Origin of the sequence: Streptomyces sp. NBC_00287, assembly GCF_036173105.1 — a bacterium.
In the GTDB taxonomy this organism is placed as follows: domain Bacteria; phylum Actinomycetota; class Actinomycetes; order Streptomycetales; family Streptomycetaceae; genus Streptomyces.
On sequence record NZ_CP108053.1, the window covers coordinates 926639 to 953140 of the forward strand.

At 70.8% G+C, this 26502-nt stretch carries 26 protein-coding genes; 11 read left to right on the forward strand and 15 right to left on the reverse strand.

Translation table 11 applies throughout. The features are described 5' to 3' along the window. Window positions 1–68: 68 nt before the first annotated feature. The 3 genes from OHT76_RS04580 to OHT76_RS04590 form a co-directional block, all read right to left on the reverse strand. Window positions 69–710: a Rid family hydrolase gene (locus tag OHT76_RS04580; protein ID WP_328869434.1), complete on the reverse strand. Its 642-nt coding sequence runs from the start codon at window positions 708–710 to the stop codon at window positions 69–71. Then, window positions 707–2317 carry a flavin monoamine oxidase family protein gene (locus OHT76_RS04585; protein ID WP_328869435.1) on the reverse strand — a complete coding sequence of 537 codons (1611 nt, stop codon included), beginning with the start codon at window positions 2315–2317 and terminating at the stop codon, window positions 707–709. Before OHT76_RS04585 ends, OHT76_RS04580 begins: the two co-directional genes overlap by 4 nt. A gap of 253 nt (window positions 2318–2570) precedes the next feature. Beyond that, window positions 2571–3719, reverse strand: coding sequence for a DNA gyrase subunit B (locus OHT76_RS04590; protein WP_328869436.1), 1149 nt, complete (start codon window positions 3717–3719; stop codon window positions 2571–2573). A gap of 314 nt (window positions 3720–4033) precedes the next feature. On the opposite strand from OHT76_RS04590, the gene OHT76_RS04595 reads away from it, so the two are divergent. The 3 genes from OHT76_RS04595 (at window position 4034) to OHT76_RS04605 (ending at window position 8375) form a co-directional block, all read left to right on the forward strand. Continuing rightward, entirely contained in the window at window positions 4034–4678 is a 645-nt protein-coding gene (locus OHT76_RS04595) for an RNA polymerase sigma factor (protein ID WP_328869437.1), read from the forward strand. After that, the gene (locus OHT76_RS04600) at window positions 4675–5661 is read left to right on the forward strand and encodes a CU044_5270 family protein (protein ID WP_328869438.1); all 987 of its coding nucleotides are present in this window, start codon (window positions 4675–4677) and stop codon (window positions 5659–5661) included. Before OHT76_RS04595 ends, OHT76_RS04600 begins: the two co-directional genes overlap by 4 nt. Window positions 5662–5744: 83 nt before the next feature. Continuing rightward, on the forward strand, window positions 5745–8375 hold the full coding sequence (locus OHT76_RS04605) for an NACHT domain-containing protein (protein ID WP_328869439.1): 2631 nt from the start codon (window positions 5745–5747) through the stop codon (window positions 8373–8375). A 30-nt stretch (window positions 8376–8405) separates the two neighbouring features. Here OHT76_RS04605 and OHT76_RS04610 read toward each other — a convergent pair whose 3' ends face one another. Together OHT76_RS04610 and OHT76_RS04615 are read right to left on the reverse strand one after the other, a co-directional pair. After that, window positions 8406–9884 (reverse strand): glutamate--cysteine ligase, encoded by a 1479-nt coding sequence (locus OHT76_RS04610; protein WP_328869440.1) that lies wholly within the window; start codon window positions 9882–9884, stop codon window positions 8406–8408. Between the two features lie 125 nt (window positions 9885–10009). Beyond that, entirely contained in the window at window positions 10010–10450 is a 441-nt protein-coding gene (locus OHT76_RS04615) for a helix-turn-helix domain-containing protein (RefSeq protein WP_328869441.1), read from the reverse strand. Between the two features lie 74 nt (window positions 10451–10524). Between OHT76_RS04615 and OHT76_RS04620 the strand changes: the two genes are divergently transcribed. Together OHT76_RS04620 and OHT76_RS04625 are read left to right on the forward strand one after the other, a co-directional pair. Further along, the gene (locus OHT76_RS04620) at window positions 10525–11376 is read left to right on the forward strand and encodes a class I SAM-dependent methyltransferase (protein WP_328869442.1); all 852 of its coding nucleotides are present in this window, start codon (window positions 10525–10527) and stop codon (window positions 11374–11376) included. Window positions 11377–11472: 96 nt separating this feature from the next. Then, entirely contained in the window at window positions 11473–12633 is a 1161-nt protein-coding gene (locus OHT76_RS04625; protein WP_328876452.1) for an MFS transporter, read from the forward strand. A gap of 80 nt (window positions 12634–12713) precedes the next feature. Here OHT76_RS04625 and OHT76_RS04630 read toward each other — a convergent pair whose 3' ends face one another. Next, window positions 12714–13253, reverse strand: a complete 540-nt coding sequence (locus OHT76_RS04630; protein ID WP_328869443.1) for a DM13 domain-containing protein — start codon at window positions 13251–13253, stop codon at window positions 12714–12716. 138 nt (window positions 13254–13391) lie between these two features. Here OHT76_RS04630 and OHT76_RS04635 point away from each other — a divergent pair, with 138 nt between their 5' ends. Further along, window positions 13392–14126 (forward strand): maleylpyruvate isomerase family mycothiol-dependent enzyme, encoded by a 735-nt coding sequence (locus OHT76_RS04635; protein ID WP_328869444.1) that lies wholly within the window; start codon window positions 13392–13394, stop codon window positions 14124–14126. 12 nt (window positions 14127–14138) lie between these two features. Here the strand turns inward: OHT76_RS04635 and OHT76_RS04640 are convergent, their stop codons facing one another. Next, entirely contained in the window at window positions 14139–14516 is a 378-nt protein-coding gene (locus OHT76_RS04640; RefSeq protein WP_328869445.1) for a MarR family winged helix-turn-helix transcriptional regulator, read from the reverse strand. 85 nt (window positions 14517–14601) lie between these two features. Between OHT76_RS04640 and OHT76_RS04645 the strand changes: the two genes are divergently transcribed. After that, entirely contained in the window at window positions 14602–16086 is a 1485-nt protein-coding gene (locus OHT76_RS04645; RefSeq protein WP_328869446.1) for an MFS transporter, read from the forward strand. 275 nt (window positions 16087–16361) lie between these two features. Further along, window positions 16362–16646, forward strand: a complete 285-nt coding sequence (locus tag OHT76_RS04650) for a DUF6332 family protein (protein WP_328869447.1) — start codon at window positions 16362–16364, stop codon at window positions 16644–16646. Here OHT76_RS04650 and OHT76_RS04655 read toward each other — a convergent pair. From OHT76_RS04655 to OHT76_RS04665, 3 genes are all read right to left on the reverse strand, one after another. After that, a complete protein-coding gene (locus OHT76_RS04655; protein ID WP_328869448.1) occupies window positions 16607–17272 on the reverse strand; it encodes a response regulator transcription factor in 666 nt (221 codons plus the stop codon). The two genes, OHT76_RS04650 and OHT76_RS04655, sit on opposite strands and share 40 nt — an antisense overlap. Then, window positions 17269–18486: a sensor histidine kinase gene (locus tag OHT76_RS04660; protein WP_328869449.1), complete on the reverse strand. Its 1218-nt coding sequence runs from the start codon at window positions 18484–18486 to the stop codon at window positions 17269–17271. Before OHT76_RS04660 ends, OHT76_RS04655 begins: the two co-directional genes overlap by 4 nt. A gap of 92 nt (window positions 18487–18578) precedes the next feature. Beyond that, complete coding sequence (locus OHT76_RS04665; RefSeq protein ID WP_328869450.1) at window positions 18579–19313, reverse strand: TetR/AcrR family transcriptional regulator; 735 nt, start codon at window positions 19311–19313, stop codon at window positions 18579–18581. Between the two features lie 186 nt (window positions 19314–19499). On the opposite strand from OHT76_RS04665, the gene OHT76_RS04670 reads away from it, so the two are divergent. Together OHT76_RS04670 and OHT76_RS04675 are read left to right on the forward strand one after the other, a co-directional pair. After that, window positions 19500–19949, forward strand: a complete 450-nt coding sequence (locus OHT76_RS04670) for a nitroreductase family deazaflavin-dependent oxidoreductase (RefSeq protein ID WP_328869451.1) — start codon at window positions 19500–19502, stop codon at window positions 19947–19949. Window positions 19950–20016: 67 nt separating this feature from the next. Beyond that, a complete protein-coding gene (locus OHT76_RS04675; protein WP_328869452.1) occupies window positions 20017–20331 on the forward strand; it encodes a DUF6980 family protein in 315 nt (104 codons plus the stop codon). 40 nt (window positions 20332–20371) lie between these two features. On the opposite strand, the gene OHT76_RS04680 is transcribed toward OHT76_RS04675, so the two are convergent. After that, window positions 20372–21610, reverse strand: a complete 1239-nt coding sequence (locus OHT76_RS04680; protein WP_328869453.1) for a geranylgeranyl reductase family protein — start codon at window positions 21608–21610, stop codon at window positions 20372–20374. Between the two features lie 193 nt (window positions 21611–21803). Here OHT76_RS04680 and OHT76_RS04685 point away from each other — a divergent pair, with 193 nt between their 5' ends. Then, on the forward strand, window positions 21804–23159 hold the full coding sequence (locus OHT76_RS04685; RefSeq protein ID WP_328869454.1) for a dipeptidase: 1356 nt from the start codon (window positions 21804–21806) through the stop codon (window positions 23157–23159). Between the two features lie 10 nt (window positions 23160–23169). Here OHT76_RS04685 and OHT76_RS04690 read toward each other — a convergent pair whose 3' ends face one another. From OHT76_RS04690 to OHT76_RS04705, 4 genes are all read right to left on the reverse strand, one after another. After that, window positions 23170–24207 (reverse strand): NUDIX hydrolase, encoded by a 1038-nt coding sequence (locus OHT76_RS04690; RefSeq protein ID WP_328869455.1) that lies wholly within the window; start codon window positions 24205–24207, stop codon window positions 23170–23172. Window positions 24208–24343: 136 nt separating this feature from the next. After that, a complete protein-coding gene (locus OHT76_RS04695; RefSeq protein ID WP_328869456.1) occupies window positions 24344–24535 on the reverse strand; it encodes a hypothetical protein in 192 nt (63 codons plus the stop codon). A 44-nt stretch (window positions 24536–24579) separates the two neighbouring features. Further along, a complete protein-coding gene (locus OHT76_RS04700; protein WP_328869457.1) occupies window positions 24580–24723 on the reverse strand; it encodes a hypothetical protein in 144 nt (47 codons plus the stop codon). 719 nt (window positions 24724–25442) lie between these two features. Next, entirely contained in the window at window positions 25443–26390 is a 948-nt protein-coding gene (locus OHT76_RS04705) for an ROK family protein (RefSeq protein WP_328869458.1), read from the reverse strand. Between the last annotated feature and the right edge of the window lie 112 nt (window positions 26391–26502).

Sequence of the window (26502 nt, forward strand, 5' to 3'; positions counted from 1 at the left end):
GGGGAAACGTACGGGGCGGGACCCGGCTCGCGGTCCCGCCCCGGCGTTTCTCGGCCGATCTTCACCCGTCAGCGTTTCCGGTACGCCGCCGTCACCTCGACCTCGACCAGCCAGCCCTTGACCGCCAGCGAGGCGACCTCCATCGTGGCCCGCGCGGGACGGGCCTTGTTGGCAAGCAGCGGTGCCTTGGGCGTCGAGGTGCCCATCGGAACGGCGACCACTTGATGAGTCGTCAGGTCGATGTTGGCGAAATACTGCCGGTACGCGCGGTTCCAGCCCGCGTAGTCGGCGGTCTCGGCGCCGGGCGGCTTCATCAGATAGCACTTCATCGTGATGACGTCGGCCGGGGTGAGCCCCGCGGCCTCCAGATTGGTCCTGATGTTGCGCAGCACCACGAGCGCCTGCGCCTCGGTGACCGTGACACCCTGGGCGCCCTCGGTGAGCGACGGGTCGGTCCAGCGCTCCGGACTCCCCTCCGGCGCCGCGGGGTTGAGCGCGGAGGGCCCGAGACCGCTGCTCTGGTAGAGGGCCACTTCCCCGCCCGTCGCCACGCCGTTCGCGATGGCCGGGTTGGACTGTCCGTCGGGCAGCATCACGCGTACGTCCTTCGGCCCCGGCCACCAGCCGCGGGCATCGGCGAGCGCGGTGCCGCCGGTGAGGAGCGACGCGGTCAGCGCCGTACCGATGACGACCTTCGTACGTCGCTTCATGCGGCCATCACCCTCTCGTGGATGTCGGTCACGACCTTGCGGGCCGAGCTGAACGCGCCGTGCTGCCAGGCGATGACATGGCTGAGCCAGTCCCCGGCGAAGTAGACATGTCCGGCGGGCTGGTTGAGGAGCCGGTACTCCGGGCCGTTCTGCGAGGCCCAGCCGACCCAGCCGCCCTCGATGTACGGGGTGCGGTGCCAGGCCACGCTGAAGGAGTGGTCGAGCTCTGTGCGATACTTCTCACCGTGGATCTTCACACCCCGGCTCACCGCCCGGGCGAGCCGCTCCTCGTGCGGCAACGCGCTGTAAGTCAGGGCGTCCGCACCGAAGTTGTAGTAGCCGACGAGGGTGCCGCGGCGACCGTGGTAGCCGTAGGACGGGTACCAGATGGTGGCCAGGTCGGTGTCGGTGGGCGTGATGCCTCCGTATATGTGCTCGTCGGTCTCCCACCAGCGGCTGCGGTACTCCAGGCCGATCTTGCCGACGGGTGTGGCGGTGGGGTACTTCAGCGCGGCGGTGACGTCCGCGCCGAGGTTGTGCTTGATACGGGCCATCACCATGGGCGGTACGGCGGCGACGACGAAGTCCGCGTGCCGGGTACGGGTGCGGCCCTGGGCGTCCCGGTAGGTGACATCGGCGCCGTCCGCCAGATTGGTCACCTCCAGCACCTCGGCGCCATAGGTGATCCGGTCCGGCCCGATGGCCTTGGCGAGGGCGTGGGGGATGGCGTCCATGCCGCCGACCGGCTGGAACATGAGCATGGCCTGGTCGTAGCCGAATTCGAAGGAGAAGCGCTGTCCTACGCCGCTTGCGATGACGTCCGACAACGATGGCACCGGGCCGAGCATCGTGCCCGCTTCGAAGGCGGCGCCGGGCTCGACGGAGTAGCCGCGGCGGTCGCTGCCGGTGTAGGCGTAACCGTCCGCCTTGCCCTTGATGGCGCCGAAGTTGCGCAGGAAGGCGATCAGCCGCTCCTTGTCGGCGCCGGTGAGTTCGGCGTCCAGGGCGCCCTGGTCGGTGGCCTTGGCGAGCAGCTCGGAGACATAGCCGTAGACATCGGCCTTCGCGGTGCGCCAACGCATCGGCTGCCCGGCGAGGGCGGCGCTCTTCTCGTGGTAGATGTACGCGTTGGCGTTCTGGTTGGTGAACACCTCGATGGGGACGCCCAGTTCGCGGCAGTACTCCAGCGTGACATGCGACTGGGGCAGCCGGGCGGGCCCGGCGTTCATGTACTGCCCCTTGCTGAACGAGGCCGTCTGCGCACGCCCGTCCAGGTCGGTGAGACTCGTACCGCCGCGCACGGTCCAATTCCGCCCGCCGGGCCGGTCCTTGGCCTCCAGGACCCGGCAGTCGTAGCCGGCCTTGCCGAGTTCGTACGCGGTGGCCAGACCGGCTATACCGCCCCCGAGAACGAGCACCTTCTTCCCACTGCGCCCACTGAGCGCGAAGTCCCCGGCCTGCGGCGCCCGATACTCCGCCGCCCGCACCTCGGGCACCGGCGCGAGCCCCAACGCCCCCATCGCCGAATAGAGCACTCCCGCACCGCCGGCGACCCCGACGGACCGCAGGAAGTCACGCCGCGATCCCGTAGTTCTCTCCGCAGCCATCCACTCCTCCTCACCCGCGCCCGGCCCGACCGGCCCAGGGCGCGACGTCCTGTCAACCCGGTCACCTGTGGGGGGTGAGTTGCTCGTGAGACCGGACGTGCCAGTCGAGGGTCCGTCAGGAGTGTTACGGAGGAATGCCGATGACGTATCCGTGCCGCGTCCGCCTGGGCGGCACGCGCTGTACGCCACAGGCCGACCACAAGCGCGCAATCCCCGGCCGGCCGACGCGGCTCGCGAGGGGTGACGGCGTCGGTCAGTCCTGGTGGATGACTCGGACGATGCGGTCCACGATCTCCGCGGCCCGCTCCGGGTGGTCCTCGAACCAGGTGCCGAGGTGATCCCGGACGGCCTCTCCGACACAGCCCCGTACCTCGGGGTTGCCCAGCAGCCCGCGCGTGGCGCCGAGGAATTCAGGATGGTCGAGCTTCACCGACACGACGGCCGTGAGACCCTCGCCGAGCAGATCGGCGTAGGGCTCGAAGTACGCCACCAGCGCCCCCCGTTTCCGCCCGTACGCGGTGATCGCGGCCGCAACTCCGTCTCGGAAGCCTTCCACGTGCGTGCCGCCCTGAGGAGTAGCCCGGCTGTTGACGAAGCCGCGTATGCGCTCCTCGCCGGAGCCGCTCCACAGCAGGGCCACTTCCATCGTCCCCGCCATCTTCGGCTCCTCCCGCTCGAAGCCGATGACGTCCGGATCGATGGCCGACCCCGTCTCCGCGTCGAGGGTGGCCACGAAGTCCCGCGCTCCCTCCGGGAAACGGAACCGCACCATCCGGGCCTCGCCCGCCGGGCGTTCGTCGGTCAGCGAGATCCGCAGGCCCCGGTTGAGAAAGGCCACCTGCCGGAAGCGCTCCGCCAGCACGGTGAACGAGCACCACGTCGTCTCGAAGATCTCCGTGTCGGGCCAGAAGGCGATGGTCGTCCCGCTTCCGGTCGCCGCGCCGATGGCAGCGGGCGGGGCAACCGCGACACCACGCTCGTACTCCTGGATCTCACGGACACCGTCGCGCTGCACCTCGGCCGTCAGCCGGCTCGACAGGGCGTTGACGACGAAGAGCCCACCGATGTGATCACCCACGGCCGCGATGTGCCGGCCACTGGGCTCGGACCCGGCGTGGAGGCTGGTCAACTGCGCTTCGACAGCCGGGTCGTCGGTGTCTGCGGTGGCCACACGTGCACGTCGCGACCCCTCGTCGGTGACCCGAACTCCGCCGTCGGACGTGAGCGTGACGTCGACGGAGCCGCTGCGGTTCACCGCCCGGCCCACGACCTCGAACACCAGGTGATGCAGACCGCGTTCGCCGACCGAGCCGGCCCACATCCCGGGCCGCTTCCGAACGGCTTCCCGCCCCTCCAGCACTTCGATCCGGGCAGCGTCGTACCCCGTGCCTTCTCCACTCACGAAGACCCCTCCCATGGCGTCCGGCAGACCTCCCCAGCCTAGGCGGAATCCAGGAAAACACCAGGTCAGAGCCGCTCCGACGAGGTCATGGACGGGCGGGTGAGGGCACGCCGGGAAGCGGGTGACCCGGAGGCCGCGCACCACACCCGGAACGTGTCCAGGGGCCCGCCGAGGTCGCGGAGGACCCCTCTGCCGACGCCCCTGAGGCCATGAGTTCACTCACCGCACTAAGTTGAGTCGATGAACGACGACGGCACGCTGCCCATGTGACGCGCATCACCGCAGCGCACCCCCCGCCCAGGACAGGGAACAGTGTGGAACTTTCACTGCGCGCCCGCATACGGGCCGGGGATCCGGACGCGTTCGGGCAACTCTTCGATGAGCACGCGTCGGTGGTGCACCGGCATGCCGTCCGGGTGACGGGCAACTGGAGTGCGGCCGACGACATCGTGTCACTGACCTACCTGGAGGCCTGGCGCCTGCGCGAACGGGTGCTTCCGGACGGCGACAGCCTGCGCCCCTGGCTGCTCGGCATCGCCACGAACGTCCTGCGCAACACCTCGCGAGCCGCCAGACGTCACCGGACCGCACTCGCCCGGCTGCCACCCGCCACCCCCGTACCGGACTTCGCCGACGAGGTGACCCAGCGCCTGGCCGACGCCGAGGAACTGGCCGCCGCGCACAAGGCGTTGAGCCGACTGCGCCGGGGCGAGCGGGAGGTGTTCACGCTCTGCGTCTGGGAGGGCCTGGACGCCGCCTCGGCGGCCGAGGCACTGGGCGTGGCCGTCGGCACCGTACGCGCCAGACTCTCGCGCGCCAGAAAACGGCTGCGCAGACTCACCGAGCTCGAACTCGACCGGGCAACAGGGCCGAGCGGGACGCAACGCCCCCCGGCGACCGGACAGATACCGGGCAGCCGCCACCAGGCGGCTCGGTCCCCGCAGGAGAAGAAGCGATGAACACCGACCCGCGACGCCGCAACGAGCCTGCCGAATACGCCGATCTGGCCGAGCTGCTGCCCGCCCCGGGCAACCCGGTGCTCCCGCAGGACCGCCACACCGTCCTCAAGGAACACCTGATGCGCCAGTTCACCGAAGAACAGTCCCCCGCGCCGAAGCCGACCGCCCGCGAACTCCTGGAACGCCCCCACTCCCCCCGCCGACGGATCGCCCTGCTCGCGGCACCACTGGCGCTGGCGGCGGCGGTGACCCTGGGAGTGGTGGCCCTGGACGACGACAACCGCCCCGCCCCCGTCACCGCGGCCCAACACCGCGAAGCCGTACAGCTGTTGGACCGTATCGCCACGGTGGCCGCCGAACGCCCGGCGACCAAGGTACGGAACGACCAGTACATCTACACCAAGACCCGGGGCTCCGGCTCCGTCCTCGGCATCAGCAAGCACGTGATGCGCGACGCCGTGCAGCGCGAGGAGTGGAACGCGGTCGACGGCAAGCGGGACGGCTGGATCCGCGTGGACCCGCTGCCGTCCAACGCCGACTCGACCACGGCCCCCGACACCTCCCAGCGGGTCGAAGGCCCCGTGTACGGCGCCCCGTACCTCACCTACCGCGAACTCCAGTCCCTGCCCACCGACCCCGACGCCCTGCGGAAGAAGCTGTACGGCGATACGAACGACGTGGAGTCCAGCCAGGAGGAGGCGGTCTTCGAGTACATCGAGACCGTCCTCGAGGAGGCCACTCTCCTCCCCGACCTCAGCGCGGCCCTTTACCGAACGGCGGCCCAGATGCCCAGCATCCGAGTCGACCACGAGACCCAGGACGCCGCCGGCCGCAAGGGCATCGGCCTGACCTACACGGACGCCTCGACGGGCGACCACACGTGGGTCTTCGACCGCACGACACTGGAGTACCTCGGGACGACGAAGACGGCGTTCCTCGAGATAGGGGTGTCGGACCGGTCCCGGCAGGCGCCCACCGGATAGCGGACTGCCCCGAAGTCACTCATCCGTGGGGCGAAACCCCTGTTCCAGCGCATCCGATGGGTCCGCGGCCCGAAAATCCGGCCATGGGGACTGGTTGGCGGACTCGTCGGGTCGGTGCGCTCTATCTCGTGCTGTCGGTCGGCGGCATGGCGGGGGCGGTGTGCATCGCCGTCCGTTTCGATCTGCGGATGGCCGAGACGGTGGCCGCTCTGCTTCCGTCCGTGGGCGGCATGTATCTGTCCTGGGCGACATTGCGCGTCGACCGGCGCGAGACCGCCGGGGGCGACGACCTGGCCCGCGTCGCCGACCGACTGGCGGTGGCCGTACGGCAGCAGTGGGAGTCCGAGGCCCGGGTACGGCGCCTCAACGACCCCTATCCGCTGCCGGTCTCCTGGCAGGCGGCGGATGCCCGGTACGTCGAAACCTGGCCCCTGTTGCGGGAGTTGGCCGACGAGCGGTCGGCATCCCGTACCGGCTGGGCCACCGGACCGGACGGCCTGAGCGGCACCGGCGCAGAGATCACCGAGGTGTTCCTGGAGCGCGTGCCGACGCGCCGCCTGGTCGTCCTGGGCGGGCCGGGCAGCGGAAAGACGATGCTGCTCATCCGTCTCCTCCTGGCCCTCACCACCGAACGGGCACCGGGCGGCCCCGTCCCGGTGCTGTTCTCGCTCGCCTCGTGGAATCCCGAGGAGCGGACGCTGGAATCCTGGATGGCGGAACGGCTCACGCGCGACTACACCGGTCTCGGTGATCCCGAGGCGGGCCACGGGCGACGGCTGCTGGAGCACCGGCTGATCCTGCCGATCCTCGACGGGTTCGACGAACTACCGCAACCGTGCCGCGCGATGGCCCTGGACGCCATCAACACCGCGCTGCCGCCAGGCCGTCCACTGGTGCTGACCAGCCGACTGACGGAGTACGGCGACACACTCGCCCCGGCCCACGGGGTACCGGTCAAGCTCAGCGGTGCCGCCGCCGTCGAACTGCGCCCTCTGGAAGCCCCGGCCATCGCCGCATACCTGCAACGGGACGCGGGCGGCCAGGACTCCGCGACGGCCCGTTGGGCTCCGGTGATCCGTCTGCTCGGCACCGACGCCCCCGTGGCCCGCGCGCTGACCTCACCGTTGATGCTGTTCCTGGCCCGCACGGTGTACAACCCCCGCCCGGGAGAGCGGGTGACCGAGCTGCCCACCCCCGCGGACCTGTGCGACGAGCTCCGCTTCCCCGACACCGCGGCCGTACGGTCCCACCTCTTCGACGCGTACGTACCGGCCGCCTACCGCCCGCACCCCAGCTATCCGTGCCGGTGGTCCGCCGAGCAGGCGGAAGAGGCTCTGCGCTGTCTCGCCCGCCACCTTCAGCACACCTTGGGCGGCAGCACCGACCTGGCCTGGTGGCAGTTGCGGCGGGCGTTGCCCCGGCGGTATGCCCAGGTGGTGACGGGAGCCGTCCTCGGTGTCGTGGCCTGGGGCGCCGCCACCGTCGTAGGCAGGCTCACGGCGCTGTTCGCCGGCCTGGACTCCGGCTGGCTGACGGGTCCGCCCGCGGCCATGGTCGCGGGCCTTGCCGGAGGGATCGCGGGCGGGATCGGCTGCGGTCTTGTCGCCGGCCTGACCGGAGGCGCCGCCGAGGGGCTGACCCATGTGCTGGCCACGGGTCAGTGGCAATGGCCGGCGGCCACCACCGCCAACGGGCTCGCGTACGGCTTCGTCGGCGGCATCGTGGGCGCGCTGGCCAGCAGACTCGCGAACTCCGGCCCCCGTCCTCGCTGGTCCTGGGACCACCGCATGTGCGCCCTCGGCTTCACGACCGGGGCCGCCCTCTTCTTCTCGTACCGTCTCAATCACCCTCCGACGGCCGCGGCCGTGGGCGCCCTGGCCGCCGCCGCGGTGTACGCGCTGGCGGGCGGCGCGGTCGGCGACCGGGCCGGGCGGCTGTCCGCACGCCGCCCGGGCGCCACCCCGACCGTGCGCACACGCTGGTCCTGGGACTGGCGGGGTTTCTTCACGGGGCTCGCCGGCGGCTGTGCCGTCGGCGTCACCCACTGGGCGGTCCTCAGGCTCCAGTCGCTCCTCAGCCCCGCGTCCTCCTACCCCGTCACCACGATGCTCGCCTTCTCGTGCGCATTCGGCCTCGCGGTCGGAGTCGCCCACGGCCTCACCGGAAAACCGGCCGACCTCACCGCCCCGACGGCCCCGGTCACACTCCTCCAGCAGGACCGAAGAATCCTCGGCCGGCTCTGGATCGCCGTAGGCATGGCGATCGCCGCCGCCTTCACCCTCTGCTACGGCATCGACTACGCAGCCCAGGACGGGCTCTTCTACGGCCTGGGCCGGGGCACCACCGACGGACGGCCCATCGCGATGACCCCGGCCCATATCCTCGACCGCGCTCTGGCCTACGGCGTCACCGTCGGCCTGGCCGCGGCGCTCAGCCACAACGCCTGGTGGTACTACACGCTCACCCGCCACCACCTGGCCGCCCGCCGCCAACTCCCCCGCGACCTGACGGCCTTCCTCACCGACGCCCACGAACACCGCGGCGTACTACGGCAGACGGGGGCCGTGCACCAGTTCCGGCACATCGATCTGCAACACCATCTCGCGGCAGCCCCGGAGCGCTCGCAGGAGTCCGACGCGCCGCGGCCGGGCCCGCCCTGGCCTTGGATCCCGCGTCGTCGGCACACGGACGCCGAGCGGATGACAAGGGCGTGACGACAGGTCGCCCCGCCGAGGCCGCAGCGGTCAGTCCACGGGCCATGTGTGTGCGGGCGCGTTGAGATGCATGTAGTCCATGTACGCCGTGGTCATCTGCCGCAGCGCCTCGCTCCGGTCGGTGGAGGCGGCCTTCTGGAGGTGGTGGACCGTCTCCGCCTGCCACAGGGCGCCGTTACGGGCGGTGACGCAGCGCTGCTCGATGACGCCGAGCAGGGGCTCGCGCCACTCCGCGTCCATGCCGGCCAGCTCAAGGCCCCGGTGGGCCAGGGGCAGCAGACGCCGCAACACCAGTTCCGCGACCGGTACTTCGCCCGTACCGGGCCAGTACAGACGGGCGTCGATGCCGTCGCGGGCCGCGCTGTGCAGGTTCTCCTCGGCGACCGTGAAGGACATCCGCGTCCAGACCGGACGGTCCTCGTCGACCAGGGCGCGGGTCAGGCCGTAGTAGAAGGCGCCGTTGGCGATGATGTCGGCGACGGTGGGTCCTGCGGGCAGGACACGGTTCTCGATGCGCAGGTGCGGGCCGCTGTCGGTGACGGCGTAGATCGGCCGGTTCCATCGGTAGATCGTGCCGTTGTGCAGCGTCAGTTCGCCCAGCTGGGGTGCCCCGCCGAGGTCGAGCGCCTGCTGCGGGTCCTCCTCGTCGCACAGCGGCAGCAGGGCCGGGTAGTAGCGCACGTTCTCCTCGAACAGGTCGAAGACGCTGGTGATCCAGCGCTCCCCGAACCACACCCGGGGCCGTACTCCCTGCGCCTTGATCTCCTGGGGGCGGGTGTCGGTGGCCTGCTCGAACAGGGGGATACGGGTTTCGCGCCACAGCTCCCGCCCGAAGAGGAAGGGCGAGTTGGCGGCCAGGGCGATCTGTACGCCCGCGACGGCCTGGGCCGCGTTCCAGTAGTCGGCGAAATCCTTCGGTGAGACCTGCAGATGGAACTGGGTGCTGGTGCAGGCGGCCTCGGGGGTGATGGTGTCGGCGTACGTCGACAGCTGCTCCACGCCGTCCACCCTGATCCGCAGGTCCTCGCCCCGTGCCGCGAAGATCTGCTCGTTGAGCAGCCGGTAGCGCGGATCGCCGGACAGGGCGGACTCACCCACGTCCGACTCCCCCAGGGTCGGCAGAATGCCGATCATGATCAGGTGCGCGCCCACGGCCGAGGCGCGTTCCTCGGCGTGGTTGAGTGCTGCGCGGATCGCCTGCTCCCAGTCGCCGGGGCCGCCGGCCGTCAGCCGCCGGGGCGGGATGTTGATCTCCAGGTTGAAGCGGCCCAGCTCGCTCGACCAGGCGGGGTCGGCGATGGCCTGGAGCACCTCGGTGTTCCGCATCGCGGGCAGTCCGTCCTCGTCCACGAGATTGAGTTCGATCTCAAGACCGACCTGGGGGCGCTCACTCTCGAAGCTCGACTCGCGCAGCATCTGCGCCAGCACATCGAGGCAGGAGTGCATCTTCTCCCGGTACCGACGGCGGTCCTCGCGCGTGAACACCAGGGCCGGCACGTCACGTCCCATCGCGACCTCCCGAGTCCCCTCGGCGGATACCTGCCCCTCAAGCGTCGCACCAAGGGCGTGGGCCGCACAGTCGGCCGGCGGACGCGGTGCCCCGAGGACGGCGCTCGTGCGTCAGAACCCCTCACTCAACGTAATGATGATCTACGGGAGCCCCGTCTCCTCGGTGTCCCGACGGCGCCGGACGCCGCGGCCTTGAGGAGGCGGCGGAAGGTGGGGCATTCGAGGTGGCTCGGTGCGGGGCAGGCGGCGGCGTGCCGGAGGGAGTCGCGCAGGACACTCAGTTCGCGGATCCGTCTCTCCAACTCCTCCGCCTTGGAGGCGAGCATTTGGCGGTCGATGCGTGGCTGTCCGTCCGGCGCGAACATGCTCGCGATCTCGTCGAGGGAGAACCCGGCGGTGCGGCCCATCGCGATCAGCCCGAGGCGCTCCAGTACGGCGGGATCGTACTGGCGGCGCAGGCCCCGCCTGCCGGTCGAGGCGATCAGTCCCTTCTCCTCGTAGAACCGCAGGGTCGAGGCGGGAACGCCCGCGCGTCGCGCCACCTCACCGATGTCCAGGTCTGTCATCTTCTTGACCTCAAGTCGACTTGAAGTAGCAAGCTGTCATCCCCAGCCGCGGATAGCAAGCACGGGAGGCGATCATGGATGTGAAACACCTGGCCGACGACGATCAGGCGGCCCGCTGGAAGCGCGCCGGCCACGCCTGGGTCGAGACACAGGAGTTGCTGGACGCGATGCTCAGGCCGCTGGAGGAGCTGCTCCTCGAGAGCGTGTCCGCCGGGCACGGAGACCAGGTGCTCGACGTCGGCTGCGGCACCGGCAGCACCACGCTGGCCGTCGCACGGCGGCTCGGTCCCACCGGTCGTGCCGTGGGCATCGACATCTCCGAGACGATGATCGCCGCTGCCCGGGAGCGGGTCGCGCGGGAGGGCGGGGCGGCGACCTTCATCCTGGCCGATGCCGAACATCACGCGTTCGAACCCGCCGGCTTCGACGCCGTCGTCTCGCGCCTGGGCGTCATGTTCTTCACCGACTCCGTCCGGGCCTTCGCCAATCTTCGGCGGGCCGCCAAGGACGACGCCCCGCTGCGGTTCATCGCCTGGCGCGGCGCCGCGGAGAATCCGTTCATGACGACGGCCGAACGCGCCGCGGCCCCCCTCGTACCGGACCTTCCCGCCCGACGACCGGACGGGCCGGGCCAGTTCGCCTTCGCGGACCCGGACAAGGTCCGCGGCATCCTGACGGAGAGCGGCTGGGCCGAGATCGACATCCGGCCGGTCGAACTGTCCTGCGCCCTGCCCGAGAGTGAGCTGGTGGGTTACTTCACCCGGCTCGGACCGCTCGGCCTGATCCTCCCCGACGTGGACGAAAAGATCCGGCCACGCGTCATCGAGACGGTCCGCGCGGCCTTCGAACCGTATGTGCAGGGCGCGGAAGTCCGCTTCACCGCGGCCTGTTGGCTGGTCGACGCCAGGGCGTCAACCGCGCCGTAGCCACGGACGAGCACCACCGAGGGCCTTGCCCCCACCCCACCCCAGACCTAGCCTGACTTTGTGCCGCAAATAAACAAACCCCGCTCGCACAAGGTCGTGCCGGGCACGACCACCGACCTCACCCGCCTCCGCATCGCCCTGACCATCTTCTTCGCCCTCGACGGCTTCGTCTTCGCCGGCTGGGTCGTCCGCATCCCCGCCATCAAGGAACAGGTCAACGCCTCCGCCGGCGCCCTCGGAGTCGCCCTCCTCGGCGTCTCCGCGGGCGCCGTCATCACCATGACGCTCACCGGCCGCCTCTGCCGCCACTACGGCACCCATCCGGTCACCGTCGTCTGCGCCGTACTGCTCTCCCTCAGCGTCGCCCTCCCCCCGCTCACCCACTCCGTCCCGGCACTCACCGCCGTGCTCCTGCTGTTCGGCGCGGCCTACGGCAGCATCAACGTCGCCTTCAACAGCGCCGCCGTCGACCTCGTCGCCGCGCTCCAGCGGCCGATCATGCCCACCTTCCACGCGGCCTTCAGCCTGGGCGGAATGGTGGGCGCGGGCCTTGGCGGGCTGGTCGCCGGAAGCCTCTCCCCCACGCGGCACCTGTTCGGCCTCACCGTCGTCGGGCTCCTGGTGACCCTCTTCGCGGGGCGCGTCCTCCTGCGGATCGAACCGCCGCAGGTGGCGCGACCACGGGAGGCGAGCCCACGGCGCCTGGACCGCCGTACCCGTGGACTCGTCACCGTCTTCGGGCTGATCGCGCTGTGCACGGCGTACGGCGAGGGCGCGATGGCCGACTGGGGTGCCCTGCATCTCGAGCAGGACCTGGACGCCTCGCCGGGACTCTCGGCGGTGGGCTACTCCTGCTTCGCGCTCGCCATGACGCTCGGCCGGCTGACCGGGTCGACGCTCCTCCAGCGGCTCGGCCGCACCCGTACCGTCGTGGTCGGTGGCGCCACCGCGGCCGCGGGCATGCTCCTCGGCTCGCTCACCCCCTCCGTATGGGCCACGCTGGTCGGCTTCGCCATCACCGGCCTCGGACTCGCCAACCTCTTCCCGGTCGCCATCGAACGCGCCGGCGCCCTCGCCGGCCCGAGCGGCGTCGCGACCGCCTCCACCCTCGGCTACGGCGGCATGCTCCTCGGACCGCCCGCGATCGGCTTCATGGCCGAGTGGTCCTCCCTGCCCATGGCCCTGACCAGCGTCGCGGTCCTGGCCGCCGTCGCCGCGGCCATCGGCTTCGCGACCCGGCACACGGCAAGCGGCTGACGGCGACTCTGCGCGTACGGCGGGCTCAGGCCGCCATGAGCGCAGAGTCCTGCCGGGCTGCGGTAAGGCCGACCGGAGGCTCAGGCCTGCGCAAGCTCCGCCGCTCCGAACGAGACGTCGAACCGGTCGCACCAGATGCTGACGCTGCTGTACCGCGTCAGATCGAGGTCGGCCGGGACGATGTAGTTCTGGCTGCCCTTGTTGCCCTTGAGCTTGCCGAGGCTGACGTACTGCCCGTCGTCGAAGACGCGCCAGCCGGCGGTGCCCTCCTTCACGGGGGCGTCGGTCAGCCAGACGCGGAGGTCGGGGCCGTTGCTGGTGTCGAGGTTCTCCAGCCGGACGACATGGGATCCGTCGGCCAGCCGTACGAGCTTCACACTGCCCGAGGTGTCGTGTTCGTGGCTGATCAGCTCGCCGCGGGCCAGGATCCGTGGACCGGCCGGCGCGGACGGATCCGCGGTCGCGGGTGGCGCGGAGGTCCCCACCGCCACTGGCAGCGCCTCGTCCACCGTCTCGTCCTGCCACAGCTTCCACGGCTGGAACCAGTACAGCCCGAGCCCGACCCCGGCGACGGCCACCACCAGCACCCCGACGATCAGCGACTTCCGTACGCGCCCCATAACCTTCCCCCGATCCCTGAGAGTTCCTGTCGGCTCTCATTCCAACGGATCACCGACGCGTACGGCATCCCTGAACCGATGACGAAACCCTTACGGCCACTACCCTTCGACCGCACTCCATCGGGCACACTCGGCCCCATGGAGACTGCCGAGTTCATCCACGTCCTGGACCGGGAGGGCGAGTTGCTCGCCGAGGCGGCCGAGCGGGCCGGGACCGAAGCCAAGGTGCCGACCTGCCCTCAGTGGCAGGTGCGTGACCTGCTGCGGCACACGGGCAAGGTGCACCGCTGGGCGACCGCGTTCGTCGCCGAGGGACACACCGCCTTCCAGCCCGCCGCGGGTCCGCCCGACCTCGACGGCACCGAGCTCACGGCCTGGTTCCGCGCGGGACACCGCCGGCTCGTCGACACCCTCACCGACGCCCAACCCGACATCCAGTGCTGGCACTTCCTGCCCGCGCCGTCCCCGCTCGCCTTCTGGGCCCGCCGTCAGGCGCACGAGACCACGATCCACCGCTTCGACGCGGAGGCGGCACGCGGCGGTACGCCGACCGGGATCGACGCCGCCTTCGCCGCCGACGGCATAGACGAGCTGCTCCTCGGCGTCCACGCCCGCGACAAGAGCCAGGTCCGCTGCGCCGAGCCCCGGGTCCTGCGGGTGCGGGCGACCGACATGGACGACGCGGTGTGGACCGTACGACTGTCCCAGGAGCCGCCGGCGGCGGTGCGGGAGGACGTCGGGGAGGCCGACTGCGAAGTGGCCGGGCCGATCGCGCAGCTGTATCCCGCGCTGTGGAACCGGCTGCCGCTCCCGAGCGTGCACGGTGACGCCGCGGTGGCAGCGCTGTGGCGGGAGAAGTCCGCCGTCAACTGAGGCTGACCGCGTTCAGTTCGACAGCATCCGGGTCAGCACCGCGCGCTGCACCGGCAGCACCTCGCCGTGCAGCGCGCGCCCCTTGTCCGTGAGCGCGACCTTCACCCCGCGCCGGTCCTCGGGGCACATGTGGCGACCGACGAGGCCGTCCTTCTCCAGGCGCGCAATCAGCCGCGACAAGGCGCTCTGGCTCAGATGGACATGCTCGGCGATCTCCTGCACACGCTGCGCGCACGCGCCGACCGCCAGCACGTCCAGCACCTCGAAGTCGCTGCCGCACAAGCCGTGTTGATGCAGCGCACGGTCGAGTTCGCACTGCGTGCGGGCGTGCAGCGCCAGGATGTCCCGCCACTGGTCCACGAGCGCCTGCTCGGCCTTCTTCGCCGCCATGGCCGCACCGTAGCAGAGAAACAAGTTTGTTGCATCGGACTTAAATGCATTTGCATCCGATGCATGCGCATGTAGTGTCTGCGACATGACCTCTCCGCTCACCACCCCCACGTCCGACGGACGTTGGACCCCCCGGCTGTGGGGCACCCTGCTGGTGCTCTGCGCCGCGATGTTCCTCGACGCCCTGGACGTCTCGATGGTCGGCGTCGCCCTGCCGTCCATCGGCGCCGACCTGGGCCTTTCCACCTCGACGCTGCAATGGATCGTCAGCGGCTACATCCTCGGTTACGGCGGACTGCTGCTCCTCGGCGGACGCACCGCCGACCTGCTGGGCCGGCGGCAGGTCTTCCTGGTGGCTCTCGGCGTCTTCGCGCTCGCCTCCCTGCTCGGCGGGCTCGTCGACTCCGGTCCGCTGCTGATCGCCAGCCGCTTCATCAAGGGCCTGAGCGCGGCGTTCACGGCCCCGGCCGGTCTGTCGATCATCACCACGACCTTCCCCGAGGGCACGCTGCGCAACCGGGCCCTGGCCATCTACACCACCTGCGCGGCCACCGGCTTCTCCATGGGCCTGGTCCTCTCCGGACTGCTCACCGAGGCCAGTTGGCGCCTGACCATGCTGCTGCCCGCGCCGATCGCCCTGATCGCCCTGGTGGTGGGCCTGAAGATGCTCCCGCGCACCCCGCGCGAGAAGGACCACAACGGCTACGACATCCCCGGCGCCGTCCTCGGCACCGCCTCGATGCTGCTGCTGGTGTTCACGGTCGTCCAGGCTCCCGAAGTCGGCTGGGCCTCCGCCCGGACACTGCTGTCCTTCCTCGCCGTGGCCGTCCTGCTGACCGCCTTCGTCCTGGTCGAACGGCGCTCGCCCGGCCCGCTGATCCGGCTCGGCGTGCTGCGCTCGGGCAACCAGATCCGCGCCCAGCTCGGCGCCATCGCGTTCTTCGGTTCGTACGTCGGCTTCCAGTTCCTGACCACGCTCTACATGCAGTCGCTGCTCGGCTGGTCCGCGCTGCACACGGCGCTCGCCTTCCTGCCCGCGGGCGCGCTGGTCGCGCTCTCCTCGACGAAGGTCGGCTCGATCGTCGACCGCTTCGGCACCCAGCGGCTGATCGCGGTGGGCTTCGCGCTCATGGTCGTCGGCTACGCCCTGTTCCTCCAGGTCGACCTCGACCCGGTGTACGCGGCGACCATCCTGCCGTCGATGCTGCTGATCGGCGCGGCCTGTGCGCTGGTCTTCCCGTCGCTCAACATCCAGGCCACCAACGGCGTCGACGACCACGAGCAGGGCATGGTCTCCGGTCTGCTGAACACCTCGGTACAGGTGGGCGGCGCGATCTTCCTCGCTGTGGTGACCGCGGTCGTGACCGCCGGGGCACCCGACAGCCCCACCCCGCAGGGTGTCCTCGACAGCTACCGTCCCGGCTTCGTGGTGGTGGCGTTCGTCGCCCTCGCGGGCCTGCTGATCACACTCACGGGCCTGCGCGGGTCGCGCCCGGCCCAGCCGTCCGTGGTGGTCGCCAAGTCCACCGTGCGGGAGGCGGAGGCGGACCGGGTTCCGGTCCGCGACTAGGTCCTGTCGTCACATTCCCGTCGTCCGCCCGAAGGGCGGGCCCGGCGGGGTCTGGCGCGTGCGATCGCAAGGCGCCGGAGCGCCCTCGTGGCGGAGCCACGTGGGCGGTTCGGCAACGCGGCTGGGGGTCCCCCCTCTGGGGGAGTGCGTGCCAGACCCCGCCGGGCAGGCGGGAATGTGACGACAGGACCTAAGGGGGGATCGCCTCCACGCGTGTGCCCGGCCGGGGTCGCTGTCGCTTGCCCGGCCGGGCACACGCCTGTTTCACTCCGTACATGAGTCTTCACGGGGGTCGGCGCACCAAGGACGAGCAGGACGCCTTCGTCGTCGAGTTGGGGTACGCGCTGTTCAGCGCGGTGTTCGCGGCGGGGGTGGTCTTCGGGGCCGTCGTCGGTCCGGCGCTGCTGTTCGATCTTCCGGGGGCCGTGGAGTCGCTGCTGTGGCAGGGCGGGAAGTGGCTCGCCGTGGTGCTCCTCGCCGCCCGTGTGATCAGCGTGCTGATGCGTTTCCGGCGGGCGGCTCAGCCCAGCCAGCCCGGCCGTACCAATCCCGACTCGTAGGCGAGAACGACCAGTTGGGCCCGGTCGCGGGCGCCCAGCTTCACCATGGTTCGGCTGACGTGGGTCTTGGCGGTGAGAGGGCTGACGACGAGACGGCGGGCGATCTCCTCGTTGGACAGGCCGATCCCGACCAGGGCCATCACCTCCCGTTCCCGCTCGGTGAGTTCGGTGAGGGCGTCGGCGGCCGCGGGCTCCTTGGAACGGGCTGCGAACTCGGCGATCAGCCGTCGGGTCACCCCCGGTGAGAGCAGCGCGTCCCCGCCGACCACCGCCCGTACGGCGCGCAGGAGTTCATCCGGTTCGGTGTCCTTGACCAGGAAGCCGGAGGCCCCGGAGCGGATCGCCTCGAAGACGTACTCGTCGAGCTCGAAGGTGGTGAGCATGACCACCTTCACCTCCTTCAGCCGGTCGTCCTCGGTGATCCGCCGGGTCGCGGCCAGCCCGTCCAGCACCGGCATCCGGATGTCCATCAGCACGACATCGGGGGCGAGTTCACGCACCGCGCGCACCGCCTCCTCGCCGTCGGCGGCCTCTCCGGCCACCTCGATGTCGGGCTGCGCGTCGAGCAGCGCCCGGAAACCGGCCCGCACCAGTGACTGGTCGTCGGCGAGCAGTACGCGGATCACCGGTCGTCCTCCTTCACGCTGAGCGGCAGTACGGCGAGCACCCGGAAACCGCCGTCGGCGCGCGGGCCCGCCTCGATCGTGCCACCCAGGGCGGCGGCCCGCTCCCGCATTCCGGCGAGTCCGTTGCCGCTGCCGCCCGCGTCGGCGCCGGTCGCGGGCCCGTCGTCGTCGACGCGGATCCGCAACGCCCCGCCCTCGTGCTCGAGGTGCACGCGCGCGTGCCGCGATCCCGAGTGCCGTACGACATTGGTGAGGGCTTCCTGCACGATCCGGAAGGCCGCGAGGTCGGTGCCCGGCGGCAGCGGGGGCGGGGTGCCGTGCACCTCGACGGTCAGGCCCGCGCCGGCGGCCTGGTCCACGAGTTCGGGGAGCCGGTCGAGCCCGGGCGCGGGCGCGCGCGGCGCGTCACCCGGCGCGCGGAGTGTGTCGAGCACCTGCCGCACCTCGCCGAGCGCCTCCTTGCTCTGGGCCTTGATGGTGGTCAGCGCCGTCCGGGCCTGCTCGGGATCGGAGTCGAGGAGCGCGAGTCCGACGCCCGCCTGAACGTTGATGACGGAGATACTGTGCGCCAGGACGTCATGCAGCTCCCGCGCGATCCGCAACCGCTCCTCGTCGGCCCGCCGCCGAGCCGCCTGCGCCCGCTCGGCCCGCTCCTTGGCCCACTGCTCACGCCGGGTCCGTACCAGCTCCGACAGCGCCACGATGGCCACGACCCAGGCAGCGACCACACCTTCCTGTCCCCAGGGAGCGGCGGAGTCCCCGGAGGGCGGGAGCCACTGGTAGAGCCAGTGGGCGACCAGCACATGCCCGACCCACAAGGTGCCCATGGCCGCCCAGGCGGCCCGTCGATGCCCGGCGACGATGGCGTTGAAGCAGCTGATCGCCACGGTGAGGAAGACGGGCCCGTACGGATATCCGGCGCCGAGGTAGACCATGGCGGCACCGGCCGTACCGAAGGCGACGGCGACGGGATAGCGATGCCGCCACAGCAGCAGAAGCCCGGCCACGAGCAGCAGCACGCGCGCGAAGGCATCGAGGTCGGCCCGCTCGCCCACCTGTTCCTTGGCGGCGAAGTTCGACCCGAGGAGCACGAAGGCGGTGACGACAACGGTGGACCGCCAGGGCCACCGCCCCTGCTCTTCCTGCCTCCACCACGACGGCCCGCTCCGCCACCACTGCGGCGGACCGACCACGGGCACACGCTGCTCCTCCATGCCCGCCACGCTAGACGCCACCACCGCCGGGCCGCGTCACCCGGGCGAGGTGATCACGCGTACTCCCGGCGAAGTACGCCGCCGAACGGCCGTCACTTCCCCGAGCCGGCCGGTCCGGTCTGCGGATACACCAGGCCCACGCCCTGGGCGAGTTGGCTCACGGCATGCCGGAAGAACCGCTCGCGGTCCTCGACCACCCGGTGGAACTGGCCGAACAGCTCGAAGCCGACCAGACCATAGAGCTGGGCCCACGCCGCGATGAGCGCCGCCATCGTCTCCGGGGGAAGGTCGGGGGCGAAGTCGGCGGCCATACGTTCGGCCTCGGGGCGCAGTTCGGCGGGCAGGCGTGGCTTGGCGAGGCCGAGGCCCTTGTGGGCGTCGCGCAGGATGCCGATGAACACCTGGCCGACCCGGGACGCGGCCGGGACCGTGGTGTCGGGGGCGGTGTAGCCGGGCACCGGTGAACCGTAGATCAGCGCGTACTCGTGCGGATGCGCCAGCGCCCAGCCCCGTACGGCCTCGCACACCGCGATCCAGCGGTGCCCGGGGCCGGCGTCGGCGAAGGCGTCGCGCGCGGCCTCGGCGCTCTCGCCGACGGAGTTGTAGGCGTCGATGATCAGCGCGGTCAGCAAGTCGTCGCGGCTGGGGAAATAACGGTAGAGCGCGGAGGAGACCATGCCGAGTTCGCGGGCCACGGCGCGCAGCGAGAGCTTGGCGGCGCCGTCGGCGGCGAGCTGTCTGCGCGCCTCGTCCTTGATGGCCGCCGTGACCTCGATCCTGGCCCGGGCCCGGGCTCCCTGTGGGGTGCTGCCGTGTGCGGTGCTCATGCGGGGCAGTGTCGCATGAAAGCGAGAGCAGTGCACACAAACAAGAGCAGCGAACACAAAAGAGAGCACTGCTCTTGCTTTGGATCACTGATCTCGTCCACACTGAAGCGACAGCGGCGAGATCAGCGCTCACAACAAAGAGCACCGCTCTCCAAAGAGAGCAGTGCTCGGCCTACCGGAGGTCCCATGTCCACGCACGTCAAGAAGCCCGGCTGGTTCACCGTCAACGTCTTCAACCGCACCGTGGCCTGGCTGACCCGCCGCGGCCTGAGCGTGTGGGGCTCCCGCGTCCTCGCCGTCCGCGGCCGCAAGAGCGGCCAGTGGCGGACCACCCCCGTGAACCTCCTGACCGTCGACGGCCAGCACTACCTCGTCGCCCCGCGCGGCCACGTCCAGTGGACCCACAACATGCGCGCCGCCGGCGGCGGCGAGCTGCACCTCGGCAAGAAGGTGGACGCCTTCACCGCGACCGAGATCGCCGACGACGACAAGGTGCCCCTGCTCCGCGCCTACCTCAAGCGCTGGAAGGCCGAGGTCGGCGTCTTCTTCAACGGAGTCGGCCCCGACTCCCCCGACGCCGACCTGCGCCGGATCGCCCCGGACCACCCGGTGTTCCGGGTCACGATCAAGAGCTGAAGTCCGCGTCGAACGCCGACCATGATCTACTTCCGGTCATGGTGCCGATCGACGAGAAGCCGAGGTCATGACCGATCACTGCTGCCCGGCGATGACCAGCCGGGTGAACGTGCGGTGCGACCAGCACGACGACCCCTTCGCCTGCCCGGACGCCCTGGTCGGCTTCAGCGCCAGGTTCCAGGAGTACGGGCTGATCATCCATGACGGCGGCGCGTCGAGCATCACGATCGACTTCTGTCCCTGGTGCGGACAACGCCTTCCCGAGTCGCAGCGGGACCGTTGGTTCGACGAGCTCGAGCGCCGTGGGATCGATCCGTGGGAGGACGAGGTCCCGGCCGAGTTCCAGGACGACCGCTGGCTCGACCTCCCGCGTCAGGAGTGACGAACCAACGGCGTCTCAGGACCCTTCTGGAACCTGCCCTCTAGGACTCGGCCCCGGACTCGCCGCCCACCGTCCGCCGGTCCATCGCGGTCAGGGCGCGCTGGGCCATCGGATGGCTGCGCACCAGCTCGCCAAGCGACGAGGACCCGCGGGTGATGCCCATGAACGCCCGCCACGCGGGCCGGAACCCGGTCAGCGCGGCATGGAACAACCCGGGGCGCCGCTCGAACACGGCCAGCAGCCGCTTGCCGACGCTCATCTCGACGCCGAGCCCGGCCTTGACCGCGAACGCGTAGTTCAGGGCCTGGCGGCGGGTGTCCACCGCGTCGTTCGCCTCGGCGATCCGGACCGCCCACTCCCCCGCGAGCCGTCCCGACCGCAGCGCGAAGGAGATGCCCTCCCGGGTCCACGGCTCCAGCAGCCCCGCCGCGTCCCCGCACACCAGGACCCGCCCGCGCGACAGCGGCGAGTCGTCGGCCCGGCAGCGCGTCAGATGGCCGGAGGAGATGCTCGGTTCGAACCCGGCGAGCCCGAGCCGCCCGATGAACTCCTCCAGATACCGCTTGGTGGCCGCGCCCTCGCCGCGCGCGGAGATCACCCCGACTGTGAGGGTGTCGCCCTTGGGGAAGACCCAGCCGTAACTGCCGGGAATCGGCCCCCAGTCGATGAGCACCCGCCCCTGCCAGTCCTCGGCGACGGTCTCCGGCACCGGGATCTCCGCCTCCAGGCCGAGATCGACCTGGTCGAGCTTCACCCCGACATGCGCTCCTATGCGGCTGGCGCTGCCGTCCGCGCCGACCACCGCCCGCGCGAGCAGTGTCTCGCCGCCCTGCAGGACCACGGCGACCGTGCGCCGGTCCGGCACCGCCGAGCCGTGCTGCTCGACCCGCTGCACGGTGACGCCGGTGCGCAGTTCGGCGCCCGCCTTCTGCGCGTGCTCCACGAGCTGCTGGTCGAACTCGGGCCGGTTGATCAGCCCGAACAGCATCTGATTGGAACGACGGGTGCGGCTGAAGCGGCCGTTGTGCGAGAACGTCACCGCGTGCACCCGGTCGCGCAGCGGCAGCTCGAAGCCGGGCGGCAGGGAGTCGCGCGAGGGGCCGATGATTCCGCCGCCGCAGGTCTTGTAGCGCGGCAACTCGGCTTTCTCCAGCAACAGCACACGCCGCCCCGCGACCGCCGCCGCGTACGCGGCCGAGGCCCCCGCGGGCCCCGCGCCGACCACGACGACGTCCCACACCTGCCGCACGTCGTCCGCCGAAGAGTTCTCGCTGCTCACGATGGTCTACTGCTCCCGATCAAGCCGCCTGCCGCTGCTGTCTCCCGCATCCTACGGCGGCGGTCACCGCAGGCCGCTGTGGGAGGATCGGCAGCGTAGGTGCCCACCCCACCCGGCGGGACCTACGCTCGCACGATCAGCCGTACACAGAAGTACGCACACGTACAACGTCGCACCTACAAGGAGCGTGCCCATGTCGTCGAATCCGGTCGCCGAGACCGTCGCCTCGCTGATGCCGAGGGCGAAGCGAGAGCTCACCGAACTGGTGGCGTTCAAATCGGTGGCGGACTTCGACCAGTTCCCCCGCAGCGAGAGCGAGGGCGCCGCGCGCTGGGTCGCGGACGCGCTGCGCGCCGAGGGCTTCGAGGACGTGGCCCTGCTCGACACCCCCGACGGCACTCAGTCGGTGTACGGCTACCTGCCCGGCCCGGCGGGCGCGAAGACGGTCCTGCTCTACGCCCACTACGACGTGCAGCCGCCGCTGGACGAAACCGCCTGGCGGACCCCGCCGTTCGAGCTGACCGAGCGCGACGGACGCTGGTACGGGCGCGGGGCCGCCGACTGCAAGGGCGGCCTGATCATGCACCTGCTGGCGCTGCGCGCGCTCAAGGCCAACGGCGGCGTCCCGGTGCACATCAAGGTGATCGCCGAGGGCTCCGAGGAGATGGGCACGGGTGGCCTTGAGCAGTACGCCGAGGCACACCCCGACCTGCTGAAGGCCGACACGATCGTCGTCGGCGACGCGGGCAACTTCCGGGTCGGTCTGCCGACGGTCACCACGACGCTGCGCGGGATGACCATGCTCCGGGTGCAGATCGACACGCTGGCGGGGAACCTCCACTCGGGCCAGTTCGGCGGCGCCGCCCCGGACGCACTGGGCGCCCTGATCCGCGTACTGGACTCGCTGCGCGCCGAGGACGGTTCGACGACGGTCGACGGGCTCGCGCCGGAGTCCGCGTGGGACGGACTGCAGTACGACGAGGAGCAGTTCCGCAAGGACGCCAAGGTGCTGGACGGTGTGGAGCTGATCGGTTCCGGCACGGTCGCGGACCGCATCTGGGCGCGGCCGGCCGTCACGGTCCTCGGCATCGACTGCCCGCCCGTCGTCGGCGCGACCCCGTCCGTGCAGTCGAGTGCCCGCGCGCTGATCAGCCTGCGGGTGCCGCCGGGCGTGGACGCGGCCGAGGCGACCAAGCTGCTCCAGGCTCACCTGGAAGCGCACACGCCCTGGGGTGCGCGGGTGCGCAGCGAGCAGGTCGGGCAGGGCCAGGCGTTCAGCGCCGACACCACGAGCCCGGCGTACGAGGCGATGGCCCGGGCGATGGCCGTGGCCTACCCGGGCCAGGAGATGCAGTACGCCGGTCAGGGCGGCTCCATTCCGCTGTGCAACACCCTCGCGGCCCTCTACCCGGAGGCGGAGATCCTGCTGATCGGGCTGAGCGAGCCGGAGGCCCAGATCCACGCGGTGAACGAGAGCGTGTCGCCCGAGGAGCTGGAGCGGCTTTCCGTGGCGGAGGCGCTGTTCCTGCGCAACTACGCGGCGAGCTGAGCACCGCCGGTCACGGGGTGGGAATCCCCGCCTCCAGATAGAGCGCGGCCCCGCGTTCCCGGGCGCGCAGGGCCCAGCGCAGGCGCTCGTAGCGGACGGGCGGCAGCAGGTCGGCCGCCTCCTGTTCGGTCACGAAACGCCAGTCGCGCAGTTCGGGGCCCGGCAGCAGCAGGCTCCCGGCCCGGGCGGAGTCGAGCCGGCCGCCGTCGAAGAGGAGACGCAGTCCGCCGTAACCGGGAGGTGCGGGCGGTTCCCAGTCGACGACGAGGAGGCGGGGTACGTCCTCCAGCCGGATGCCCGTCTCCTCGGCGACCTCCCGCATGCCCGCGCGCGCGGGCGCCTCTCCGGGTTCGACGACCCCGCCTGGGAACTCCCAGCCGGCTTTGTAGGTGGGGTCGACGAGCAGCACCCGGTCCTGCTCGTCGAAGAGGAGCACTCCGGCGGCGAGCGTCTCGGCGGTCGGCTCGGGCGTCTGCACGATGTCGCAGACCGGCACCTCTCCGGAGGCGACGGCTTCGGCGATCCGGGCGGCCGTCTGGTACGGGGTGAGCCGGCCGCTGTCCACGGGGTGAGCGTCGGCGGTGAGCCAGGAGGCGAGGGCGGAGCGGTAGGGCTCGATGTGGTCGTACGCCCATTGCTGGGTCCGTAGCTCGCCGTCGGGGACGTCGGGGACCTCCCGATGCGCTATTCGCTCGCGCAGTATCGTTTCCGCCGGGGCCAGGAGAATGTGCCGTACGGCGATCCGGCGCGCGGCAAGGCCGCCGAAGATCTCGTCGCGGTACTCCTGGCGCAGCAGGGTCATGGGGACCACGAGGGTCCCGCCGAGTTCGGCGAGCATCGCGGCCGCCGTGTCGATCACGAGTCGTCGCCAGATCGGCAGATCCTGGAAGTCGCCGACCTCGGCGAGGTGTTTGGGCGGGAGCAGGTGCGGCAGTGCTCCGCCGATGACCTCGGGGTCGAAGAGCGTGCTGTTCGGGATCAGTTCGATCAGTTCCCGTGCGGTGGTGGTCTTCCCCGCACCGAACGCGCCGTTGATCCAAACGATCACGTGTCCCCCTCTTCTGATGGCCCCCTGTGGCTTGCCCGCTCCACCCTGCCACGGAAACCAGCCCCAGTTGAGGGTGCACGCACGACGGCGCCGGTGCCCCTGGAACAGGGGCACCGGCGCCGTGCCGTCGGCCTCGTCAGTCGTTCTGCCCAAGGGCGTTGTCCTCAATGGCCAGACTGTCACTGGCGACCGTGTCGTCGAGGGTACTGAGGGTCTTGCCCACGTCCAGGTCGGTCAGGTCACTCCCGAGCGAGTGGGACGGCGTGACCGCCGCGACGACAAAACCGGTGGCCAGGGAGGCGATGGCGAGCATGCTGCGCTTCTTCATGACCGGTTCAACTGGCAAACCGCCCATGGGTCACGGGCGCCGTCTCACCGCGACCGCCCCAGCAGCGTATCCAGTACGGCCATCGCGGCCGCCCTGCGCTCCGGACTGCGTGACCACACCGCCGGCGCCACGGTGACCATGAGTACGGTCAGCAGGGCGGCGGCGACGGAGACGGACAGGTACAGCACCGTGTGATCGCGGAAAGCGAGAGCGAGAATCGCACCGCTCAGTGCGGCACCGAAAGGCGCGACGGCTGCTCGGCTCGAATCCGATGACGTGGTTTCTTCTGGAGGCTCCGGCCCCGTAGTCTGGGTATTGATGATTCCTCCTTGAGCAGAGCGAATTGTCTCGCGGCTCCTCGTCGACAGCGGGGAGCCGCATTTCCATTCTGGCGCCCTGCTCAGGTCACCCCTGTCAGATCACGACAGGCGGGTCCGACAGTCGACAACCGCGCTCGCCGACGCTTTCCTGCGGCCCCACTTGGCGGTGTGACAGGGATCGGGAAGGGTATCCTCATATCGCACTTCACCTGCGGGAACAGCCCTCGACGCCGCTTGGCTGCCGGCCTTGGGACCTGGGCCAACAACCAAATAAGACAACCAACTTGAAAACACATGCCCCCGCTTGGCCGCCAACTCACAAAGCTTGTCAGGCGATCGGGATCACGACAAGGGATCACCAGGGGCCCGCGCCGCGCCGCACACCTGCGAGATTGCCTTGATCCTTCAAAGGTGGCCTCCAGCTCCACGACTTCTCGCGTCGAGTTGGCAACCACCGCGATGATCGCCTGAGCCAACTCAAAAGCTTGGTGCAGCTTGTCATTTGGCCGGAATTAATCGCCGCCAATTGATCGACTCGCCCGCACAAGGACGAGCCGAGTCCGCCGGAACGTTCCTGCCGAGGGCAGTCAGACCCTGGCCGCGTCCTTCCGCCAGGCGAGCGCCGCCGCTGCCGCCCCCACGAGCCCCGCGTCCGTGCCCATCTGAGCCGGTGTCACCACCAGGCGCTGTACGAAGGAGAGCGTGGCGTAGTCGCCGAGGGCCTTGCGCAGGGGGGCGAACAGGACCTCGCCCGCCTTGCCCACTCCGCCGCCGATGACGGCGATGTCGATCTCGACCAGGGTCGCGGTGGCCGCGATGCCGGCGGCCAGGGCTTGTGCGGCCCGCTCGAAGGAGGCCACGGCGACCGGGTCGCCGGCAGTGGCGGCGGCGGCCACCGCGGCGGCGGAGGTGTCGCCGTCCGCGCCGGGCAGCCAGCCGTTCTCCAGGGCGCGCCGGGCGATGTTGGGGCCGCTCGCGATGCGCTCCACGCAGCCGCGCGCCCCGCACGGGCACGGGTCACCGTCGAGATCGACGCTGATGTGGCCGATGTGGCCGGCGTTGCCCGTGGGGCCGGGGTGCAGCCGTCCGTTCAGGACGAGACCGCCGCCGACACCCGTGGACACCACCATGCACAGGGCGTTGTCGTGGCCACGCGCGGCGCCCTGCCAGTGCTCGGCCGCCGTGATGGCCACCCCGTCGCCGATCAGCTCGACCGGCAGTCCGCCCGTCGCCTCCCGGACCCGCCGCACCAGCGGATAGTCGCGCCAGCCGGGCACGTTCACCGGGCTGACCGTGCCGGCGGAGGCGTCCACGGGGCCCGCGCTGCCGATCCCGAGGGCCGTCGCCCGCGTCCACAGGGGGTTCGCGGTCAGTTCGCCGAGCACCGCCTCGACGGCGCCCATCACGGTGTCACCGTTCTCCCGCGCCGGGGTCGGTCGCTGGGCGCGCGCCAGGATCCGGCCGTGGCCGTCCACAAGACCTCCGGCGATCTTCGTTCCGCCGATGTCGAGCGCGGCCACGAGGTCGGTGTGCATCAGAGTCAGATCTCCCGGTCAACCATGCGGAAAAGGGCAGGCCGGTCTCGCGGTGGGGCGCAGGCCGGAGAGTGCGGTGGACAGTGTCCCTTGCATCTGACAACGTTGTCCA